The following is a 17,771-nucleotide window of genomic DNA, read 5'->3' on the forward strand; positions in this document are numbered from 1 at the left end:
CCCGAAACGACTTGGGAGCAGTCTAAATCACTCCCACTCGATCGTCGCAGGCGGCTTCCCCGAGATGTCGTAGACGACCCGGTTGATCCCGCGCACTTCGTTGATGATCCGGTTCGACACATGCCCAAGCAGTTCATGCGGCAGATGCGCCCAATGCGCGGTCATGAAGTCGAGCGTCTGCACCGCGCGCAACGCGACGACGTACTCGTAGGTGCGCCCGTCGCCCATCACGCCGACGCTCTTGACCGGCAGGAACACCGCGAACGCCTGGCTCGTCAGGTCGTACCACGACTTGCCGGTTTCCTTGTCGATCGTGTTGCGCAGCGTCTCGATGAAAATCGCGTCCGCGCGGCGCAGCAGGTCCGCGAAATCGCGCTTCACTTCGCCGAGGATCCGCACGCCCAGACCCGGACCCGGGAACGGATGGCGATACACCATCGAGTGCGGCAGACCGAGCTTCACGCCAAGCTCGCGCACTTCGTCCTTGAACAGCTCGCGCAGCGGTTCGAGCAGCTTCAGGTTCAGCGTCTCCGGCAGACCTCCGACGTTGTGGTGGCTCTTGATGGTTTGCGCGGCCTTCTTGCCCTTGCCCGCCGATTCGATCACGTCCGGATAGATCGTGCCTTGTGCCAGCCACTTCGCGTCGGTCAGCTTGCCGGCTTCGGCCTGGAACACTTCGACGAACTCCGCGCCGATGATCTTGCGCTTCGCTTCAGGATCGGTCACGCCGGCGAGCTTACCGAGGAATGCTTCGCTCGCGTCGACGTGAATCACCTTCACGCCAAGGTGATCGGCGAACAGCGCCATCACCTGCTCGGCTTCGTTCAGGCGCAGCAGGCCATGGTCGACGAACACGCAGGTCAGTTGATCGCCGATCGCGCGGTGCAGCAGCGCCGCCGCCACCGACGAATCCACGCCGCCCGACAAGCCCAGAATGACGTGCTCGTTACCGACCTGCTCGCGAATCTTCGCGACGGCTTCGTCGATGTAGTGGCCCATTTCCCAATCGGCCTTCGCGCCGCAGATTTGCAGCACGAAGCGCTCGAGCATCGCGCGGCCCTGCACCGTGTGCGTGACTTCCGGATGCCATTGCAGGCCGTAGAAGCGGCGCTGTTCGTCGGCCATCGCGGCGATCGGGCACGATTCCGTCGATGCCATCAGCGCGAAACCCGGCGGCATCTCCAGCACCTTGTCGCCGTGGCTCATCCATACCTTCAGCATGCCGTGGCCTTCGGACGTGGTCAAGTCGCTGATGCCTTCGAGCAGGCTCGTATGGTTGCGCGCACGCACTTCGGCGTAGCCGAATTCGCGCAGATGACCGATGTCGACCTTGCCGCCGAGCTGCTGCGCCATCGCCTGCATGCCGTAGCAGATGCCGAGCACCGGCACGCCGAGTTCGAACACGGCTTGCGGCACGCGCGGCGTGTCTTCCTCGGTGACCGAGCTCGGGCCGCCCGACAGAATCACGCCCTTCGGCGCGAAGTCGCGGATGAACGACGCGTCGACGTCGTACGGATGGATTTCCGAATACACGTTGGCTTCGCGAACGCGACGTGCAATCAGTTGGGTGACTTGCGAACCGAAGTCGAGAATCAGGATCTTGTCATGCATGGCAGCGGACGGAATCAGAAGTGAGCGGATACGGAATGCCGCGCGCGAGGCGCGGCGTCGAATTCAAAGCGGTCCACGCGGCGACGGTCTTGGCGCGGCGCGGACAGCCAACATTACGATGAAGCACAAGGGCGCGGCCAACCACGGAACTCGCCGCCTGCGATGCGCGCGAACGAAATCCGGTAGCTTCGGCAAACGGCCTGGCGCGCGGCGCTTCAGCCATGAAACGGCGGGCGGGGTGCGCCGGGCACGTCGTTGCTGGTGTCGCGCGCTGCGCGTTCGGACTCGCTCAGGCCGGGCTCGCTTGCGGCCGGATGAAGCGGCGCGGTAGTGGCAACGGAAGCCGCGGCAGCCGGATTGGCCGGCCGCGTGACCGGCACGACGGGCTCTGGCACCGGCTCGGCGTGATAGACCGGAAAGCCCGCTGAGGCACGTGGCTCGCGCGCGTTGTCGCGTTCGGGTTCACGCTGCCGTGCGGCATCCTTTTCGGCTTCTTTCGCGGCACGCTTATCGGCACGACTGTCGGCCTTGCTCGACGAGGGCTTGATCACGATCCCCTTCTCGCGCCGCCGCACCGCACCCGACAGTCGCACGCCGCCGAGCCCGATCACCACCAGCACGACACCGGCCAGCACCGCCACCATCTGGCCGAAACCGGTCAGCGACGGCGTATGCAGCCCCAGCAGCCAGACCAGCATCAGCACGCCGATCAGCCAGTGCACATGACCGACGATCTTCGCGACCGTCGAGGTCAGCGCCCCGTCGAACGACGCATGCACCGCGAGCCACGCGAGCCCGATCAGCGCGACGCCGAACGCCTGGCCGACCAGCATCGGCTCCGTTGGCACCAGTTGCAACGCGTCGTACAGCGAGGTCCACGGCGTCAGCACGAACAGCAGGCCGAACGCCAGCAGCAACAACGCATCGAGGATCAGTACAACGCGCAGCAGTGGCTTCATGGGCGTTTAGTCCACGTGGTAGTTGGGCGCTTCCTTGGTGATTTGCACATCGTGCACATGCGACTCGCGCAGGCCCGCGCCGGTGATCTGCACGAACTCGGCCTTCTCGTTCATTTCGGCGATGGTGCGGCAGCCGCAGTAGCCCATGCTCGCGCGCACGCCGCCGATCAGTTGGAACAGGATCGCGTTGACCGAACCCTTGTACGCGACGCGACCTTCGATGCCTTCCGGCACCAGCTTGTCGATGTTGGCCGAGTTGTCCTGGAAGTAGCGGTCCGCCGCGCCGTCCTTCATGGCGCCGACCGAGCCCATGCCACGGTACGACTTGTACTGGCGGCCCTGGTACAGGAATACCTCGCCCGGCGACTCCTCGGTACCGGCGAACATGCTGCCCATCATGACCGCGCTGGCGCCCGCCGCGAGCGCCTTGCTGACGTCGCCCGAGAAGCGCACGCCGCCGTCGGCGATGACCGGCACACCGGTGCCGTTCAGCGCTTCGGACACGTTGGAGATAGCGGTGACCTGCGGCACGCCGACGCCTGCGACGATTCGCGTCGTGCAGATGGAGCCCGGGCCGATACCGACCTTGACGCCGTCCGCGCCGTATTCGACGAGCGCCTTGGCGGCCGCGGCGGTTGCGATGTTGCCGCCGATCACCTCGACGTGCGGGAAGTTCTGCTTGACCCACTTGACGCGCTCGAGCACGCCCTTGCTGTGGCCATGCGCGGTATCGACGACGATCACGTCGACGCCGGCCTGCACGAGCAGCTCGACGCGCTCTTCGTTGTCCGCGCCGACGCCGACCGCCGCGCCCGCGCGCAGCTTGCCGTGCTCGTCCTTGCATGCGTCCGGGTGCTCGGTCTGCTTGGTGATGTCCTTGACGGTCATCAGGCCGCGCAGTTCGAATGCGTCGTTGACGACCAGCACACGCTCGAGGCGGTGGCTGTGCATCAGCGCCTTCGCTTCGGCGAGCGGCGTGCCTTCCTTGACGGTGACGAGGCGCTCGCGCGGCGTCATGATGTTGCGCACCGGCTCGTCCAGACGCTCTTCGAAGCGCAGGTCGCGGTTGGTCACGATGCCGACGAGCTGCGAGCCCTCGACGACCGGGAAGCCCGAAATGCCATGCTGGCGCGACAGCGCGATCACGTCGCGCACTTTCATTTGCGGCGGCACAGTGATCGGATCGCGCACGACGCCCGACTCGAAACGCTTGACCTTCGCGACTTCACGCGCCTGCTCGGCCGGCGTCAGGTTCTTGTGGATGATGCCGACGCCGCCCATTTGCGCCATGGCGATTGCCAGACGTGCTTCGGTGACCGTGTCCATCGCGGCGGACACGAGCGGCATGTTGACGGAGATGTTGCGGGTCAGCCGGGTCTTGAGGCTGGTGTCGCGCGGCAGAACATCGGAGAAGGCCGGGACGAGGAGCACGTCATCGAATGTGAGTGCTGTTTGGATCAGACGCATGGCAAATCCTATAGGCGCAAAAGCGAATTATACGCGATACCACCCCGGTTTTCACTGCGCGAACAGCAGCTTAGCGAATTTCAGACGATTTTTTGCCGCTCCGGCATGCGTCGATTTCGCTTGCCTGTTCGCGTCGGGTTCGATCGGGTTTCGTTTGCGCGTTCGCAGGCAAAATCGGAGCAGAGCCGGCGGCATTTTCGCGGCACGTACCCTGTCGAGCGGCGGTCGAGCGGCCTGAATGCAGGATCGAACAAGACGCCCCGCTCGCAAAACCGCTATTCTGCCGGCCATTCCAGTTTATCCAGCAGAGGCAGTCGATGCAGCGCGGTGTCGTGTATGGGGTCATGGCCGGAGCCTTGTGGGGCATGGTGTTTCTGGTGCCGCGGGTGCTGCCCGACGTCTCCCCGCTCCTGCTCGTCGCCGGCCGCTACTCGATGTACGGCGTCGTGTCGCTCGCCGCGGCGCTACCGATCGCGCGTTCGCTCGCCAAACGGCTGAGCCGCGAGGATCTGATCGCGCTCGTCAAGTTCGCGCTGGCCGGCAATATCGTCTATTACCTGCTGCTGACGGCCGCCGTGCACCTGATCGGAATCGCGCCGGCCTCGCTGATCGTCGGCGTGCTGCCGGTCACGGTCACGCTGGTCGGCCGGCGCGATCATGGCGCGGTGCCGCTCGCGCGCCTCGCATGGCCGCTCGCGACCGTGGTGGCGGGCATCGTCTGCATCAATATCGACGTCTTTACGGTGGCGGGCGCGGCGCCGGTGAGCATCGCGACGCGCCTGCTCGGCGTGGCCTGCGCGGTGGGCGCGCTCATCTGCTGGACCTGGTTCGCGGTCGAGAACGCCCGTTACCTGCAGCGTCAGACGCATTTCAGCGGCAATGAGTGGTCGGTGCTGTGGGGCGTCGTGACTGGCGCGCTCGGCGGCGCGTTGTGGCTCGTGGTCGCGGTGCTGCTGTCGGGCGGCCCGCAGGGTGAGTTGGCCGACCCGCGCTGGCACACGTTCTGGCTGCTCAACCTCGCACTCGCGATCGGCGCGTCGTGGCTCGGCAACGGCCTGTGGAATGCAGCGGCAAAACGGCTGCCGCTAACGCTGTCCGGCCAGATGATCGTGTTCGAGACGCTGTTCGCGCTGCTTTACGCGTTCATTTACGACGAGCGCCTGCCACGCCCGCTCGAACTCGCGGCGATCCTGCTACTGGTGGCGGGGGTCTGGTGGTCGGTGCGCCGGCATTCGGACGACGATTCGTCGGGTGCGGCGCGCATCGAGGGCATGAACGATAAGGCGCAGACGGCGGCGCCTTGAGGTGATGTGACGCGATGATGCAAATCGGGTGGTGCGCGAAAAAGTCCGCCGCCCCCCCAACTAGCGCCGCCTAGCGCGAATCCTTGTTCAACCAACGCCGCCCCTCGATCGACCCCGCCTTGCGTGTCTTTTCGACGCGGCGTTGGCGCGACACCTTCGGGTCCACCAGCAACGGCCGGTAAATCTCGACGCGATCATGGTCCGCCAGCACTGTATCGAGCGGTTTGAGCTTGCCGAACACGCCCACCTTCTGCGTGTTCAGATCGATCGACGGAAAGCGCTGCAGAATCCCGCTTGCGCCGATCGCCTGTTGCAGCGTCGCGCCCGCGGGCAACTCGACCGCAATCAGCGTCTGCTCGGCAGCGAGCGCATAGCAGACCTCTACCGTTAGCCGCGCGCTCATGACTGACCATAGCGCTGGTTGGCGCGCTTCACGAAAGATTCGACGAAGGTATTGGCGATGTGATTGAACACCGGCCCGATGATCTTCTCGAGCAGTATGCTGGTGAACTCGTAGTGCAGCGCGAATTCGATCTTGCACGCATCGGCGCGCAGCGGCGTGAAGCGCCAGAAACCGGTGAACTTGCGAAACGGACCGTCGGCGAATTCCATGTCGATGCGGGTGGGGCGCTCCATCGAGTTACGCGTGGCGAAATGCTGCTTGATGCCCTTGAAGTTGATATCGATCCTCGCCTCCATGCTGGTGTCGTCCCGGTGACGAATTTCGATGCCCCCGCACCATGGCAGGAACTTGGGGTAATCGTCGACGTCGGTGACGAGGTCGAACATCTGCTCCGCCGAATGGCGAATCAAAACGGTTTTCTGGACATCTGCCATAAATTGAACAGCGCGTGGCAACGGTGGACGAGCGCCGCGGGCTTTCCTTGCCCCGCTTTGCTAAAATCGTGATTTTAAACGAGTTGGGCACTTTCCATTCATGAGCATCATTGACAACAGAAAAGCCTTCTACGACTACTCGGTCGAGGAACGCTATGAGGCAGGCCTCGTGCTCGAAGGATGGGAGGTCAAGGCGTTGCGCGCCGGGCGCGGCCAGATCAAGGAAGGCTACGTGGTGATCCGCAACGGCGAGCTGTTCCTGATCGGCACGCACATCAGCCCGCTGCCCGAAGCGTCGACGCACATCCATCCCGACCCGGTGCGCACGCGCAAGTTGCTGCTGCATAGCGAGGAGATCAGCAAGCTGATCGGCAAGGTCGAGCAGCGCGGCTACACGCTCGTGCCGCTGAATTTTCACTACAAGAACGGTCGCGTCAAATGCGAGATCGGTCTCGCGAAGGGCAAGAAGATGCACGACAAGCGCGAGACCGAGAAGAAGCGCGACTGGGAGCGCGAGAAGGCGCGCTTGATGCGCTCGCCGACCTGAACGCGATTCGTTTCCGGCTCATGCAAAAATGGCCCGCGCATCGATGTGCGGGCCATTTGCTTTTACGTCACGCACTCATTGCGCATGCATTGCCCGTTCGTCAGCGCAAGTCGCCGCGCGGCGGCTCCGCTGCCGCCTTGCTCCTGTTCACGATGGTCAGCGCCGACGCGATCATCGAACTCATGTTCGACATGTCGCCCGGCACGATCAGTGTCGTGCCCTGCCTGGCCAGGTTCGAGAACGCGTTCACGTACTGTTCGGCCACCTTCAGATTCACCGCGTCCATGCCGCCGTTCAGCTGGATCGCCGCCGCGATCTTCTGGATCGCCTGCGCGTTCGCCTCGGCCACCGCCAGAATCGCCGCGGCCTGCCCCTGCGCCTGATTGATCGCTGCCTGACGCTCGCCCTCGGACTTCTGGATCGCCGCCTCGCGGCCGCCCGACGCGATATTGATCTGCTCCTGCTTGCGCCCTTCCGATGCCGCGATCAGCGCGCGTTTCTCGCGCTCGGCGGTGATCTGCGCCTGCATCGCGTGAAGGATTTCCTTTGGCGGCGTCAGGTCCTTGATCTCGTAGCGCAGCACTTTTACGCCCCAGTTCGCGGCCGCCTCGTCCAGCGCGGACACGATGCTGTGATTGATGAAATCGCGCTCCTCGAAGGTCCGGTCGAGTTCCAGCTTGCCGATGACCGAGCGCAGCGTGGTCTGCGACAACTGCGTGATCGCGAACACGAAGTTGCTCGATCCGTACGATGCCTTCATCGGATCGGTGACCTGGAAATACAGCACACCGTCGACCTGCAGTTGCGTGTTGTCGCGCGTAATACAGACCTGGCTCGGCACTTCGAGAGGAATTTCCTTCAGCACGTGCTTGTACGCGACCCGGTCGACGAACGGGAACGCGAAGCTCAGACCCGGCGTCAGCGTCGCGTGATAACGGCCGAGGCGCTCGAGCACCCACGCATGCTGCTGCGGCACGATCTTGATGGTCTGCGACGCGAGCACGATCACGACGATCAGCAGCACTGCCCCGACGATGGTTGAATCCATATCGCTACCCTCCGATTCTGCTTCGAATAGTTGTGCGCAGGTTGGTCGGGCCTGCATTTTCAGCTTGGGCGGCCGGCGCTCAGATCGTCAGGACGCGCTCGCGCGCGCCTTCGGCTGCCGGCTCGCGACGACGACGAGGCAACTGCCCCTCAACTCCTTGATCTCGTAGACCTGCGCGTCTTCGGGTTCGCCCGCGGCCAGCTCGATGTCCCATGCCGCGCCACGATAGGTCGCGCGTGCTTTGCGCCCCTGCCAGGCCGGCACGTTCAGCGTCTGCCCGATATCCAGATTGACGTCCGGATTGCGCGACGCCTGCTCGCGCCTACGACGGCCGAAGCGCGAGCGTCTGAGCACCACGACCGCCGCGAGCGCAACCAGCGCCGCCATTACGAATTGCAGATCGGTCCCGGCGCCGGCAATGCGCGCAAGCGCGGCCGCAACGAAGCCGAACGCGATCATCAACAGATAGAAGGTGCCGCTCATCAGTTCCAGCACGACAAGCACACCCGCCCCGATCCACCAGAACAGTCCGCCAGGCGCCACGTCGACCTCCACAAAGCAAAACACCCCGGTTCTACCGGGGTGTTTATAGCACGAAGCGCACGTGCCTTTAACGCGTGCCGAATGCCGCCTGCGAAAGCGGCATTCGATACCTCGCGAGTTACTGCTTCGCCTTTGCCAACTGCTGCCACGTATCGATGATCGTGTCGGGGTTGAGCGAGATCGACTTGATGCCTTCGTCAGTCAGCCATTGCGCGAAGTCCGGATGATCCGACGGCCCCTGGCCGCAGATACCGACGTACTTGTCGAGACGCAGACAGGTTTCGATCGCGCGCTTGAGCAGGAACTTGACCGCTGGATCACGCTCGTCGAAATCGACCGCGAGCAGCTCCATGCCCGAGTCGCGGTCGAGGCCGAGCGTGAGCTGCGTCAGGTCGTTCGAGCCGATCGAGAATCCGTCGAAGTACTGCAGGAACTCTTCCGCGAGGATCGCGTTCGTCGGCACTTCGCACATCATGATCAGACGCAGGCCCTTCTCGCCGCGCTTCAGGCCGAACTTCGCGAGCAGCCCGACCACGCGCTCCGCCTGCTTCAGCGTACGCACGAACGGCACCATGATCTCGACGTTGTCGAGGCTCATCTCTTCACGCACCTTCTTCAGCGCGACGCATTCCATCTGGAACGCCTCGGCGAAGTCTTCCGCGATATAGCGCGACGCGCCGCGGAAACCCAGCATCGGGTTTTCCTCGTCCGGCTCATATCGCGAGCCGCCGATCAGCTTCTTGTACTCGTTCGACTTGAAGTCCGACAGACGCACGATGACGGGCTTCGGATAGAACGCCGCCGCGATCGTCGCGATGCCTTCGGTCAGCTTGTCGACGTAGAACGCGCGCGGCGACGCGTGACCGCGCGCGACGCTTTCGACCGCCTTCTTCAGGTCCTGATCGACGTTCGGGTACTCGAGGATCGCCTTCGGGTGCACGCCGATGTTGTTGTTGATGATGAACTCGAGCCGCGCGAGACCCACACCTGCGTTCGGCAGTTGCGAGAAGTCGAATGCGAGCTGCGGATTGCCGACGTTCATCATGATCTTCACCGGAATCGGCGGCAGTTCGCCGCGCTGCACTTCGGTGATTTCGGTTTCGAGCAGGCCGTCGTAGATCTTGCCTTCGTCGCCTTCCGCACATGACACAGTGACGAGCGCGCCGTCCTTCAGCACGTCGGTCGCGTCGCCGCAGCCGACCACGGCCGGCACGCCCAGCTCACGCGCGATGATCGCCGCATGGCAGGTGCGGCCGCCACGGTTCGTGACGATCGCCGACGCACGCTTCATGACCGGCTCCCAGTTCGGATCGGTCATGTCGGCGACAAGCACGTCACCCGGCTGCACACGGTCCATCTCCGACGGGTCGTGGATCACGCGTACCGGACCCGCGCCGATCTTCTGACCGATCGCGCGGCCCGTTGCCAGCACGTTCGACTGGCCCTTCAGCTTGAAGCGCTGCTCGGCCTTGCCGCCGCCCTGGCTCTTCACCGTTTCCGGACGCGCCTGCAGGATGAAAATCTTGCCGTCGCGGCCGTCCTTGCCCCACTCGATGTCCATCGGACGCTGGTAGTGCTTCTCGATGATCACCGCGTACTTCGCGAGCTCGATCACGTCTTCGTCGGTGATCGAGAAGCGGTTGCGCTGTTCGTGCGCGACGTCGACGGTCTTCACGCGGCCCGGCTCGCCCGGCTTCGTGAACTCCATCTTGATCAGCTTCGAGCCGATCGAGCGGCGGATGATCGGGTACTTGCCCTGCGCGAGCGTGGTCTTGAACACGTAAAACTCGTCCGGATTCACCGCGCCCTGCACGACGGTTTCGCCGAGGCCATAGCTCGACGTGATGAAGACGGCGTCCTTGAAGCCCGATTCGGTGTCCAGCGTGAACATCACGCCCGCGGCGCCGACGTCCGAACGCACCATGCGCTGCACGCCAGCCGACAACGCGACTTCAGCATGCGTGAAGCCCTTGTGGACGCGATAGGAGATGGCGCGGTCGTTATACAGCGACGCGAACACGTGCTTCATGCGATCGAGCACGTCGTCGATGCCGACCACGTTCAGGTAGCTTTCCTGCTGACCGGCGAACGATGCGTCCGGCAGGTCTTCCGCGGTCGCGGATGAACGCACGGCAAACGACAGCTCCTCGGGCGAGCTCTGTTGCAGCGTGTCGAACCCCGCGCGAATGTCAGCCTCGAGCTGCGGCTGCAGCGGCGCGTCGACGATCCATTGACGGATCTCCTTGCCCGCTTCGGCGAGCGCCTTCACGTCGTCGACGTCGAGCGTCTCGAGACGTTTGGCGATGCGCTCGGTCAGATCGTTGTGCTGCAGGAAGTCACGGAACGCGAGCGCGGTGGTCGCGAAGCCGGTCGGCACGCGCACGCCGGCTTCGGCGAGCTGGCTGATCATCTCGCCCAGCGACGCGTTCTTGCCGCCGACGATCTCCACGTCGGTCATCCGCAACTGCTCGAACGGAACTACATACGCCTTGTCCTTTGCGACGGTAACTGCGTTAGTCATACAAGCCCCTAAGTGTGAAAGAAATTCACGGCCGTGCAAGTGGGCTTGAACACGGGCAGCCCATTGGAAGCCTCGACCCCGTGTCTTGCACAACCTGTTAGATAAGCAATCGCCTGGACGGCGGAGATGCGTTGCATGGCGCGCCGGCCGTGGAGCACGAGGCGGACGCACCGAAGAACGCGGTTGAGCGGACTTACCGCTCGATCTGTTGCGTTCAACGCATATTGACATTAGATAACGTGACGTTGAACGATCGTTCGCGGCAAGTTAGCGGCCAATCGCCTGCAATTGCTTATCCAACAGGTTGCCGCTATTCTACCGTGCCGACTCCTGAAATGTGGCAGTCGGTCGAGAATTGCGCCTCGAATCGCGCGCCGACCGAGCCAGCGGGCTTTTGCGAGACCGCCCGCGCGGGGCACGAGCGTGGCGCGCCCGCCGCCGCGCGGTTTGATTCGAGCGCGTTGTCGCGCTCGCGCCTTCCGGCTCATTTGCCTTTCACGTTCACAGCTCCTCTGATGCCGCCCACCGTATTCATCGTCTCAGACGGTACCGGGATTACTGCCGAAACCTTCGCGCATTCGATCCTCTCCCAGTTCGACCAGAAATTCCGCCTGGTCCGCGTGCCATTCGTCGACTCGACCGAGAAGGCCTACGCAACGCTCGAAAAGATCAACGAAGCGGTCGTGCAGGACGGCCGTCGACCGATCGTGTTCACCACGCTCGTCGATAGCTCGTCGAATCAGATCGTCAAGGATTCGAACGCGCTCGTGCTCGACATGTTCCAGACCTTCGTCGAGCCGCTCGAGCAGGAACTGGAACTGAAGTCGAGCCACGCGATGGGCCGCGGCCACCAGAACGCGGACACCGAGGAGTACAAGAACCGGATCGAGGCGATCAATTTCTCGCTCGCGCACGACGACGGTCAATCGAACCGCAATCTCGCGGACGCCGACGTGATCCTCGTCGGCGTGTCGCGCAGCGGCAAGACGCCGACGAGCCTTTATCTGGCGATGCAGTACGGCGTGAAAGCGGCAAACTATCCGCTGATTCCCGAGGATTTCGAACGCGGCAAGCTGCCCACGCCTCTGCTCGAGCATCGGCAGAAGATGTTCGGATTGTCGATCGATCCGCAGCGCTTGTCGGAAATCCGCAACGAGCGGCGGCCGGGCAGCAAGTATGCGGCTCTGGAAAACTGCCGCTACGAGATCAACGAAGCGGAAGCGATGATGCGGCGCGAGGGTATCAAGTGGCTGTCGTCGACGCACAAGTCGATCGAGGAAATCGCGACGACGATCCTGCAGGAGATCAAGCTGGATCGGCCGTCGTATTGAGGGATGGCCGAGCAGGCGTTGCGTTGCCGGGCCAGAGCCCTCGCAACGCCACTTAAGTCCACTTTTTGCGCCCGCGCTGCTGCCGGCACTGCTCGAACACGCAGACCGCCGCGGCGGCCGCCACGTTCAGAGACTCCATACCGCCGGGCTGCGGAATCGTCACCCGCAACGACACGGCATCGCGCCACGCCTGCGACACGCCCGCCCCTTCGTTGCCGAACACCCACGCGAGCGGCCTGTTCAGGTCGCTGTCATAGATCGCTTCGGCACCGTGCGAATCGGTGATGACGATCGGTACCGCGAGACGTTCGATCAGCGCACGCGCTTCGACATCCTCATGAATCTGCAACAGGAAGTGCGCGCCCATCCCCGAGCGCAGCACCTTCGACGACCATGCGTATGCGGTGCCCGGCGCGCAGAACACGTGCTCGATATCCGCAGCCGCTGCGCTGCGCAGAATCGAGCCGACGTTGCCCGCGTCCTGCACGCCGTCGAGCACGAGACAGTTTTGCTCGACGCGCTCGGGCAGCGGTGCGTCGAGCTTCTCGACGAGCAGCAGAATCCCGACCCCATGCACGACATTCGACAATTGCCCGAACAATGCCTCCGGCAGCGTCACGAGCCGATGCTCGTCGATGCGTGACACGATCGCCTGCGCTTCGTCGTGACGCAACGCGCCGTCGGTGACGACGCATAGCTCCGGCTGACCTGCGACGTCGAGATACGTGCTCGCGAGATGGAAGCCCTCCAGCAGCGCATGGCCGCTGCGGCGCTGTTGATGTGTCGAGCCGGCCAGTGCCTTCAGGCGCTTGTAGAGTGGATTGTCCCGCGAGGTAATGGCTTTCACAGGCAGCGAAGGCGGTGAGAAATGGAAAAGGAATCAGTGGCGAATCAACGGCACGCAAGCGCGGAGCGCGCTCGAGCCGCGCTGACGGGGTCGGTCACGCGAGACCGGCTTCGCCGAACGCATCGCCGTCGAGCAGCAGCGCGTCGGCCACGATGACGGCGTCCGCCGCCGGCAACGGCACGCCAGTGCCGAACCGCAAATGCGCTTCGCGCACCGGCGCGAACGAGCGCCGATGATGCTCGCACGGCCCATGTTCGCGCAACGCCGCGAGATGCTGCGGCGTGCCATAGCCGGCATGCGCGTCGAAGCCGTACATGGGATACGCCTGGTGCAGTTCGACCAGCATGCGGTCGCGCGTGACCTTCGCGAGAATCGACGCCGCCGAGATGCTCTTCACGAGCGCGTCGCCGCCGATCACCGCCTCGCTACGGATGCTGAGCGTCGGGCAACGGTTGCCGTCGATCTTCACGAGCGTCGGCACGACCGACAGGCCCTCGACCGCGCGCTTCATCGCGAGCATGGTGGCGTGCAGGATGTTCAGCGAATCGATTTCCTCGACTGTCGCCGATGCGATGCAGTACGCGAGCGCGCGCTCGACGATCTTGTCGTACAGCGCTTCGCGCTTGAGTGCGCTCAGCGCCTTGGAATCGTCGAGGCCACGGATCATCGGTTTGGCGGGATCGAAAATCACCGCCGCCGCGACGACCGGACCGGCCAGCGGTCCGCGCCCTGCCTCGTCGACGCCGCAGACGATGTCGTCGTCGCTCTCGAAGTTCAGGCCGACTTGCGCCACTACCCGAACGGTGGCCGCGATCTTCCGGCGAGGCGCGCCCGCGGCGGTCATGGCCGCCCCGCCCGCTGCTCGACGACGCTCGCCACGACTTCGGCCGCGCGCTGCGCGGTGTTCTGCTTCAGCACGTGATGCATCTCCGTGAAGATTTCCCTCAGCGTGCGCCGGTTCGCGTCGTCGCGCAACTGTTTCAGCGTCGCCTCGGCGAGCGCCTGCGGCGTCGCGAAGTGCTGCAGGATCTCCGGCACCACGAAACGCCCGGCCAGGATGTTCGGCAGGCCGACGTACGGCAGATAGCCCTGGCGGCGCATGATCTGGCCGGTCAGCCAGGGCACCTTGTACGAAATCACCATCGGCTTTTTCAGCAGCGCGGCTTCGAGCGTGACGGTGCCGCTCTTCACGAGAATCGCGTCGGCGGCGGTCATCGCGAGTTGCGACTGGCCTTCGGTGATGGTCAGCGCGAGACCCGGATGCGCATCGACGAGCGGCTGCAGCAACGCGCGCAACGCGGGCGTCGCCGCCGGCATCACGAAGCGCACGCTGGGCTCCTGGTGCTGCATCATCTCCATCGCCGCGAAGAACGTCGGGCCGATCAGGTCGATCTCGGAGCGCCGGCTGCCCGGCAGCACCGCGATCACGGGCCCGCTTTCCGCGAGACCGAGCGCGCGGCGCGCACCGAGGGTGTCGGGTTCGAGCGGGATCTGATCGGCCAGCGGATGACCGACGTACGACGCCGCGACACCCGCCTTTTCGAGCAGCGCGGTTTCGAACGGGAACACGCACAGCATGTGGTCGACGGCCTTGGCAATCTTTTTGATGCGCCCGCCACGCCACGCCCAGATGGACGGGCAGACGAAGTGCACGGTCGGAATGCCGGCGTCGCGCAGTGCGTGCTCGAGCCCGAAATTGAAGTCGGGCGCGTCGACGCCGACGAACACGGACGGCGGTTCGGCGAGCAGCTGACGCTTGAGCTCGTTGCGGATACCGAGGATTTCAGGAATGTGCCGCAGTGCTTCGACATAGCCGCGCACCGTCAGCTTTTCCATCGGCCAGTGGGCGTCGAAACCCGCGGCGATCATGCGCGGACCGCCGATGCCGTAGTACTGCGTGGCGGCCGGCAACCGGCTGGCGAAGCCGTCGAGCAGCGACGCGGCGAGCAGGTCGCCGGACGGCTCGCCGGCCACCATCGCGACGCGCAGCGGACTGGGTTGCAACGTCATCGGTTAGCGGATGATGCCGCGCTGCGACGCTTCGACGAACGCGAGCAGCGTCTGCACCGGGGCGTCGCCGTCACCGCCGGCCGAACCGAGTTCCTTCAGTTGCACCTTCGCTTCTTCGAGCGACAGGCCGTTCTTGTACAGCACGCGATACGCGGTGCGCAGCACCGAGATCGCGTCGGCCGAGAAGCCGCGGCGGCGCAGCCCTTCGACGTTGATGCCGTGCGGCTCGGCCTTGTTGCCCGCGGCGATCACGTACGGCGGCACGTCCTGCACGAGCGCCGACGCGCCGCCGAGCATCGAATGCGCACCGATGCGCACGAACTGATGCACGCCCGACATGCCGCCGATGATCGCGTAGTCGCCGATCGTCACGTGACCGGCCATCTGCGCGTTGCTCGACAGGATCACGTTGTTGCCGACGTGGCAGTCGTGACCGATGTGCACGTAGGCCATGATCCAGTTGTCGTCGCCGAGCGTGGTGACGCCCGCGTCCTGCACCGTGCCGGTGTGGATCGTCGTGAACTCGCGGATCATGTTGCGGTTGCCGATCACGAGCCTGGTCGGCTCGTCCTGGTACTTCATGTCCTGCGGACGCCCGCCGACCGATGCGTAATGGCCGATGCGGTTGTCTTCGCCGAGCGTGGTATAGCCTTCGATCACGCTGTGCGAGCCGACCGTGCTGCGCGCACCGATCGTCACGTGTGCGCCGATCACCGCATAGGGCCCGACTTCGACGGATTCGTCCAGCTGCGCGCCCGCTTCGATGATCGCGGTGGGATGGATCCTGCTCATGCGTCCTCGCTTCTGATTCTGTTGCGTTGTGTGTGGATGGCCTTGCCGTCAGGGCCGCCGCGCGCGCGCCTTGCCGCGCCGCGACCTGCCCCGACGCGGGCTTTACGCGTCTTTGTCCGTGTGGCGCACCGCGCACATCAGATCGGCTTCCGCCGCGACGACGCCATCCACTTCGGCGCGCGCCTTGAACTTCCAGATGCCGCGCATGTGACGCTCGAACGTGCAGTTCAGGATCAGCTGATCGCCCGGTTCCACCACGCGCTTGAAGCGCGCGTTGTCGATGCCGACGAACAGGTACAGCGTGTTCGACGGATCGCTCGGTTCTTCCGAGAACGTCAGCAGCGCCGCGGTCTGCGCGAGGGCTTCGAGGATCAGCACGCCTGGCATCACCGGCCGCGTCGGGAAATGTCCCTGGAAATACGGCTCATTGATCGACACGTTCTTCAACGCTTTGATGCTCTTGTGCGGTTCGAGTTCGAGCACCCGGTCAACCAGCAGGATCGGATAACGATGCGGCAGCAGCGTGAGAATCTTATGAATGTCGAGATTGATTTTTTCGGTGCTCATGGTGTTTCTGCTCACGCATTGACTGCGCGATGATGACTGCGGATGCTGGTGCAGGTGGGTTGAAAACGCGCACGACCGGCGCCTCTGATGACCGGTGGCCGTGCCACCCGGTCACGGCCACCGGCTTTGCTTCATGATGCTCGACCACTATTTTACGCGGTGCCGATGGGTCGCCGGGATAACTGTCAGATCTTGTTGCCTGCGGGTGGACCTGCGGCGCCGTCAGTGGCATTGCCGGCTTTGTCGACGGTGGCGTTCTCCAGCGCTTTGATGCGATCGCGAAGCTTGTCGATATTGCGCAGCAGCGCGGCGCTTTTGTTCCAGTCCGCGTGGTTCACGGCCGGGAACGCGCTCGTGTACATGCCGGGCTTCAGCAGCGACTTCGACACGCCCGACTTTGCGGTGACGATCACGTAATCGGCGAGCGTCACGTGTCCGGCAATGCCGACCGCGCCGCCGATCATGCAATGACGGCCGATCGTCGTGCTGCCCGCGATGCCCGCGCAGCCCGCGATCACCGTGTAGGCGCCGACCTTGCAGTTGTGGCCGATCTGCACGAGGTTGTCGATCTTCACGCACTCCTCGATGATCGTGTCGGCCATCGCGCCGCGGTCGATCGTGGTGTTCGCGCCGATTTCGACGTCGTTCGCGATCGACACGCCGCCGACCTGGGGAATCTTCACCCAACTGCCGGTGCGCGCGTCGCCCTCGCCGACGAAGTCTGGTGCGAAGCCGAAGCCGTCCGAGCCGATCACCGCGCCCGCATGGACGATCACGCGCTCGCCGAGCTTGCAGCCGTGGTACACGGTCACGTTCGGATACAGATGTGAGTTCGCCCCGACGCGGGTGCCGCGGCCGATTACGACGTTGGCGTCGAGCCGCGCGTACTCGCCGATCACTGCGCCCGCTTCCACGGTGACACGCGGACCGATCACCGCGCTCGCGGCGACCTGGGCGGAAGGATCGATGGTTGCGCTCGGATGCACGCCGGGGACCGCCCTCGGCCCGGCCAGGTCGATGAAGGTTTGCGCGATGCGCGCAAAGTAAGCGTAGGGATTCGGCGTGACGATGAAGTTTCGACCTTCGCGCGAGGCGAGCTTCGCGAGGTCGCCGGCATTGATCAGCACTGCGCCGGCGCGGGTCGTTTCGACCTGCGACAGATACTTCGGATTGGCGAGGAACGCCAACTGGTCCGGGCCTGCCTGGTCGAGCGGCGCAAGACTGCTCACGCGCTGCGCCCCGTTACCGACTACTTCACCACCGAATCGCTGGACGATGTCCTCGAGCGCAAATGCCATGCCTATCCTGTCTCCAACCTGTTCAATCATTGCGAGGGCGCGCGCCGAGGCGTGCGGGGCGGCCGTGCGCCACCCTCAGTTGCCCTCAA

General features: G+C 64.4%; 17 protein-coding genes. 3 read left to right on the top strand and 14 right to left on the bottom strand.

The window, feature by feature from the left end; translation table 11 throughout:
* Positions 1–27: 27 nt before the first annotated feature.
* The 3 genes from guaA to guaB all read right to left on the bottom strand — a co-directional run bounded on the left by guaA (position 28) and on the right by guaB (position 4,037).
* The gene (gene guaA, locus OKW28_RS26935; protein ID WP_429450264.1) at positions 28–1,611 is read right to left on the bottom strand and encodes a glutamine-hydrolyzing GMP synthase; all 1,584 of its coding nucleotides are present in this window, start codon (positions 1,609–1,611) and stop codon (positions 28–30) included.
* 215 nt (positions 1,612–1,826) lie between these two features.
* A complete protein-coding gene (locus tag OKW28_RS26940; RefSeq protein ID WP_429450266.1) occupies positions 1,827–2,570 on the bottom strand; it encodes a hypothetical protein in 744 nt (247 codons plus the stop codon).
* Positions 2,571–2,576: 6 nt separating this feature from the next.
* Entirely contained in the window at positions 2,577–4,037 is a 1,461-nt protein-coding gene (gene guaB / locus OKW28_RS26945) for an IMP dehydrogenase (protein ID WP_429450268.1), read from the bottom strand.
* A 317-nt stretch (positions 4,038–4,354) separates the two neighbouring features.
* Between guaB and OKW28_RS26950 the strand changes: the two genes are divergently transcribed.
* On the top strand, positions 4,355–5,341 hold the full coding sequence (locus OKW28_RS26950; protein WP_429450270.1) for a DMT family transporter: 987 nt from the start codon (positions 4,355–4,357) through the stop codon (positions 5,339–5,341).
* A gap of 70 nt (positions 5,342–5,411) precedes the next feature.
* Here the strand turns inward: OKW28_RS26950 and OKW28_RS26955 are convergent, their stop codons facing one another.
* Both OKW28_RS26955 and OKW28_RS26960 read right to left on the bottom strand, forming a co-directional pair.
* The gene (locus OKW28_RS26955; RefSeq protein WP_429450271.1) at positions 5,412–5,744 is read right to left on the bottom strand and encodes an RnfH family protein; all 333 of its coding nucleotides are present in this window, start codon (positions 5,742–5,744) and stop codon (positions 5,412–5,414) included.
* Positions 5,741–6,178, bottom strand: coding sequence for a type II toxin-antitoxin system RatA family toxin (locus OKW28_RS26960; RefSeq protein WP_018417666.1), 438 nt, complete (start codon positions 6,176–6,178; stop codon positions 5,741–5,743). The genes OKW28_RS26955 and OKW28_RS26960 overlap by 4 nt, the downstream gene beginning before the upstream one ends.
* Before the next feature lie 100 nt (positions 6,179–6,278).
* On the opposite strand from OKW28_RS26960, the gene smpB reads away from it, so the two are divergent.
* Complete coding sequence (gene smpB / locus OKW28_RS26965; RefSeq protein WP_013089686.1) at positions 6,279–6,725, top strand: SsrA-binding protein SmpB; 447 nt, start codon at positions 6,279–6,281, stop codon at positions 6,723–6,725.
* 100 nt (positions 6,726–6,825) lie between these two features.
* Here smpB and OKW28_RS26970 read toward each other — a convergent pair whose 3' ends face one another.
* The 3 genes from OKW28_RS26970 to ppsA form a co-directional block, all read right to left on the bottom strand.
* Positions 6,826–7,773 (bottom strand): SPFH domain-containing protein, encoded by a 948-nt coding sequence (locus OKW28_RS26970; protein WP_184022647.1) that lies wholly within the window; start codon positions 7,771–7,773, stop codon positions 6,826–6,828.
* Between the two features lie 87 nt (positions 7,774–7,860).
* Positions 7,861–8,316 (bottom strand): NfeD family protein, encoded by a 456-nt coding sequence (locus OKW28_RS26975; RefSeq protein WP_429450273.1) that lies wholly within the window; start codon positions 8,314–8,316, stop codon positions 7,861–7,863.
* Between the two features lie 118 nt (positions 8,317–8,434).
* Positions 8,435–10,837, bottom strand: a complete 2,403-nt coding sequence (gene ppsA / locus OKW28_RS26980; protein ID WP_429450275.1) for a phosphoenolpyruvate synthase — start codon at positions 10,835–10,837, stop codon at positions 8,435–8,437.
* Between the two features lie 515 nt (positions 10,838–11,352).
* Between ppsA and ppsR the strand changes: the two genes are divergently transcribed.
* Complete coding sequence (ppsR, locus tag OKW28_RS26985; protein ID WP_013089690.1) at positions 11,353–12,168, top strand: posphoenolpyruvate synthetase regulatory kinase/phosphorylase PpsR; 816 nt, start codon at positions 11,353–11,355, stop codon at positions 12,166–12,168.
* A gap of 52 nt (positions 12,169–12,220) precedes the next feature.
* Here ppsR and OKW28_RS26990 read toward each other — a convergent pair whose 3' ends face one another.
* The 6 genes from OKW28_RS26990 to lpxD all read right to left on the bottom strand — a co-directional run bounded on the left by OKW28_RS26990 (position 12,221) and on the right by lpxD (position 17,682).
* Positions 12,221–13,015 (bottom strand): TrmH family RNA methyltransferase, encoded by a 795-nt coding sequence (locus OKW28_RS26990; RefSeq protein WP_429450277.1) that lies wholly within the window; start codon positions 13,013–13,015, stop codon positions 12,221–12,223.
* Between the two features lie 94 nt (positions 13,016–13,109).
* On the bottom strand, positions 13,110–13,859 hold the full coding sequence (gene rnhB, locus OKW28_RS26995) for a ribonuclease HII (protein WP_429450278.1): 750 nt from the start codon (positions 13,857–13,859) through the stop codon (positions 13,110–13,112).
* A complete protein-coding gene (gene lpxB / locus OKW28_RS27000) occupies positions 13,856–15,025 on the bottom strand; it encodes a lipid-A-disaccharide synthase (RefSeq protein ID WP_429450280.1) in 1,170 nt (389 codons plus the stop codon). Before lpxB ends, rnhB begins: the two co-directional genes overlap by 4 nt.
* Positions 15,026–15,028: 3 nt before the next feature.
* Positions 15,029–15,817: an acyl-ACP--UDP-N-acetylglucosamine O-acyltransferase gene (lpxA, locus tag OKW28_RS27005; RefSeq protein ID WP_184056892.1), complete on the bottom strand. Its 789-nt coding sequence runs from the start codon at positions 15,815–15,817 to the stop codon at positions 15,029–15,031.
* A gap of 102 nt (positions 15,818–15,919) precedes the next feature.
* A complete protein-coding gene (gene fabZ, locus OKW28_RS27010; protein ID WP_006048683.1) occupies positions 15,920–16,384 on the bottom strand; it encodes a 3-hydroxyacyl-ACP dehydratase FabZ in 465 nt (154 codons plus the stop codon).
* 185 nt (positions 16,385–16,569) lie between these two features.
* On the bottom strand, positions 16,570–17,682 hold the full coding sequence (gene lpxD, locus OKW28_RS27015) for a UDP-3-O-(3-hydroxymyristoyl)glucosamine N-acyltransferase (RefSeq protein WP_429450281.1): 1,113 nt from the start codon (positions 17,680–17,682) through the stop codon (positions 16,570–16,572).
* Positions 17,683–17,771: the final 89 nt, after the last annotated feature.

The sequence above is a fragment of the Paraburkholderia sp. 40 genome (genome assembly GCF_050434105.1).
Classification (GTDB): Bacteria; Pseudomonadota; Gammaproteobacteria; order Burkholderiales; family Burkholderiaceae; genus Paraburkholderia; species Paraburkholderia tuberum.

Bases quoted from the DNA above. Each gene is read 5' to 3' on its own strand.
- ppsA (WP_429450275.1), bottom strand. From the start codon at position 10,837: ATGACTAACGCAGTTACCGTCGCAAAGGACAAGGCGTATGTAGTTCCG.
- smpB (WP_013089686.1), top strand. From the start codon at position 6,279: ATGAGCATCATTGACAACAGAAAAGCCTTCTACGACTACTCGGTCGAG.
- ppsR (WP_013089690.1), top strand. From the start codon at position 11,353: ATGCCGCCCACCGTATTCATCGTCTCAGACGGTACCGGGATTACTGCC.
- guaA (WP_429450264.1), bottom strand. From the start codon at position 1,611: ATGCATGACAAGATCCTGATTCTCGACTTCGGTTCGCAAGTCACCCAA.
- lpxA (WP_184056892.1), bottom strand. From the start codon at position 15,817: ATGAGCAGGATCCATCCCACCGCGATCATCGAAGCGGGCGCGCAGCTG.
- OKW28_RS26955 (WP_429450271.1), bottom strand. From the start codon at position 5,744: ATGAGCGCGCGGCTAACGGTAGAGGTCTGCTATGCGCTCGCTGCCGAG.
- lpxB (WP_429450280.1), bottom strand. From the start codon at position 15,025: ATGACGTTGCAACCCAGTCCGCTGCGCGTCGCGATGGTGGCCGGCGAG.
- lpxD (WP_429450281.1), bottom strand. From the start codon at position 17,682: ATGGCATTTGCGCTCGAGGACATCGTCCAGCGATTCGGTGGTGAAGTA.
- OKW28_RS26960 (WP_018417666.1), bottom strand. From the start codon at position 6,178: ATGGCAGATGTCCAGAAAACCGTTTTGATTCGCCATTCGGCGGAGCAG.
- OKW28_RS26970 (WP_184022647.1), bottom strand. From the start codon at position 7,773: ATGGATTCAACCATCGTCGGGGCAGTGCTGCTGATCGTCGTGATCGTG.
- fabZ (WP_006048683.1), bottom strand. From the start codon at position 16,384: ATGAGCACCGAAAAAATCAATCTCGACATTCATAAGATTCTCACGCTG.
- rnhB (WP_429450278.1), bottom strand. From the start codon at position 13,859: ATGACCGCCGCGGGCGCGCCTCGCCGGAAGATCGCGGCCACCGTTCGG.
- OKW28_RS26950 (WP_429450270.1), top strand. From the start codon at position 4,355: ATGCAGCGCGGTGTCGTGTATGGGGTCATGGCCGGAGCCTTGTGGGGC.
- OKW28_RS26940 (WP_429450266.1), bottom strand. From the start codon at position 2,570: ATGAAGCCACTGCTGCGCGTTGTACTGATCCTCGATGCGTTGTTGCTG.
- guaB (WP_429450268.1), bottom strand. From the start codon at position 4,037: ATGCGTCTGATCCAAACAGCACTCACATTCGATGACGTGCTCCTCGTC.